The sequence below is a fragment of the Geminicoccus flavidas genome, assembly GCF_009806515.1.
Taxonomy (GTDB): domain Bacteria; phylum Pseudomonadota; class Alphaproteobacteria; order Geminicoccales; family Geminicoccaceae; genus Geminicoccus; species Geminicoccus flavidus.
The window spans coordinates 1-1762 of record NZ_WUJP01000652.1 but is presented as its reverse complement, the minus strand read 5'-3'; the positions used below and the strand labels follow the sequence as shown (position 1 = coordinate 1762).

The following is a 1762-nucleotide window of genomic DNA, read 5'->3' as shown; positions in this document are numbered from 1 at the left end:
GAGACCACGCCGCCGGTGATGAAGACGTAGCGCGTCATCGGCCTCTAGTTTCCACGTGCGATCGACCACTGGCAAGCCGCCAGCGGCAGGTTTGCGGATCGGCCGCCGGCCAGGGCCGCCTGCGCCGCCCGCCTTCGGCTCCCCCGCGTTCGGCTCACTGTGCGAGCGGAGCGGCCGGACCGGTGGGTGCGGCCGGCTGCGGCTGCTCGACCGGTGCGGTCTCCTCCTGGGGCAGGCTGTCGAAGATCGAGCGCGTCGAGGTGCCCGTTCCGGACAGGATCGCCAGCGCCAGGCTGGTCAGGACGAAGCACCCGGCCAGGATCGCGGTCGAGCGGGTGAGCAGGTTGGCGGTGCCGCGCGCGGTCATGAAGCCGCCGCCACCACCGCCGCCACCCAGGCCGAGGCCACCCCCCTCGCTGCGCTGGATGAGCACCAGCCCCACCAGGGCGATCGCGATCAGGAGATGGATGACCAGAACGACGGTCTGCATGCTGTCAGCTCCCGGGCCGGGCCAGCCGCCCGCCACCCGCGATGAAGATCTTGAGAAATTCGGCCGGATCCAGGCTGGCGCCACCGACCAGCGCGCCATCCACGTCCGGCACACCGAGGATCGCCGCCGCGTTCGAGCCCTTGACCGACCCGCCATACTGGATCGGCACGTCGCGGCCGGCCTCGCCCAGTTGGCCAATCAGCTTGCCACGCAGATGGGCATGGACCTGCGAGATCTCCTCGGTCGTGGGCGTACGGCCGGTGCCGATGGCCCAGACCGGCTCGTAGGCGACCACCAGCTTTGCCGCATCGATCCCGTCAGGGATGGAGCCCTCGACCTGGCGGTCCAGCACGGCCAGGGTCTGGCCATCCAGATATTCCGCCTCGGTCTCGCCGATGCAGATGACCAGCGTCCCGAGCCCCGCGGCCAGCGCCGCCTCCGCCTTGGCGCGCACCAGCGCATCGGTCTCGCCCAAACCGTGGCGGCGCTCCGAATGGCCGAGCAGCACCGCCGTGGCACTGGTATCCGCGACCATGGCAGCACTCACCGAGCCGGTGAACGCACCCTTGGCCGCCTCGTGGCAGTCCTGCGCGCCGACGATGATGCCGCTGCCCCGAAGCTGCGCTGCGACCTGCGCCAGCTGAGTGAAGGGCGGGAACACGGCGAGTGTGCCGGCCTCCGGCTGCCCGGCTTCGGCCAGGGCGGCAGCCAGCGCCCGCGCGTCCGCGGCCAAGCCATTCATCTTCCAATTGCCGAACACCAGCGGGCGCCGCGAGGGCATGACGAACTCCATCGGGCCTGGGCGAAGCGCCGCAGCAGGCAGATAGCCGGGTGCAACCAGGCGGGCATCACAACTTTTTGGCGACGGCGGCGCCGATAGCACAGGGCTGTCGCGCCCGCCACCCCTGGCCGTTGCCGCCTCCCCGGGTGTGACTGCCATGGGGCTGCCGAGCCGGTGGCCGATTGACGAGCGGCACCAGATACGGGTACCTACCCGCGTTATGACCGAATCCAGCTCCAGCCCCTGCTACTGCATCGCCCTGCGGGCGGCATCGCGCCGGCTCACCACGCTCTATGACGCAGCGCTGCAGCCAGTCGGCATCAATGTCGCCCAGTTCAGCCTGCTGCGGAACGTCAAGCGTGCCCAGCCAGTGTCGCTGACCGAACTCGGCCGGCGCATGGAGCTGGACCGTTCGACCGTCGGACGCAACGTGCGGCTGCTGCAGCGCATGGGTCTGGTCCGCATGGCATCAGGCAGCGACCAGCGCGAAG

Annotated in this window: 3 protein-coding genes; 1 reads left to right on the top strand and 2 read right to left on the bottom strand. The window is 70.4% G+C overall.

Annotation, left to right across the window (positions count from 1 at the left end; all coding sequences use genetic code 11):
- Positions 1–154 precede the first annotated feature (154 nt).
- Positions 155–490: a preprotein translocase subunit SecG gene (gene secG, locus EQG76_RS18580; RefSeq protein ID WP_159715868.1), complete on the bottom strand. Its 336-nt coding sequence runs from the start codon at positions 488–490 to the stop codon at positions 155–157.
- A 4-nt stretch (positions 491–494) separates the two neighbouring features.
- The gene (tpiA, locus tag EQG76_RS18575) at positions 495–1271 is read right to left on the bottom strand and encodes a triose-phosphate isomerase (RefSeq protein ID WP_159715867.1); all 777 of its coding nucleotides are present in this window, start codon (positions 1269–1271) and stop codon (positions 495–497) included.
- A gap of 220 nt (positions 1272–1491) precedes the next feature.
- On the opposite strand from tpiA, the gene EQG76_RS18570 reads away from it, so the two are divergent.
- Positions 1492–1762, top strand: a 271-nt coding sequence (locus EQG76_RS18570) for a MarR family winged helix-turn-helix transcriptional regulator (protein ID WP_159715866.1), incomplete at its 3' end; no start/stop codon positions are given.

Bases quoted from the DNA above. Each gene is read 5' to 3' on its own strand.
- tpiA (WP_159715867.1), bottom strand. From the start codon at position 1,271: ATGCCCTCGCGGCGCCCGCTGGTGTTCGGCAATTGGAAGATGAATGGC.
- secG (WP_159715868.1), bottom strand. From the start codon at position 490: ATGCAGACCGTCGTTCTGGTCATCCATCTCCTGATCGCGATCGCCCTG.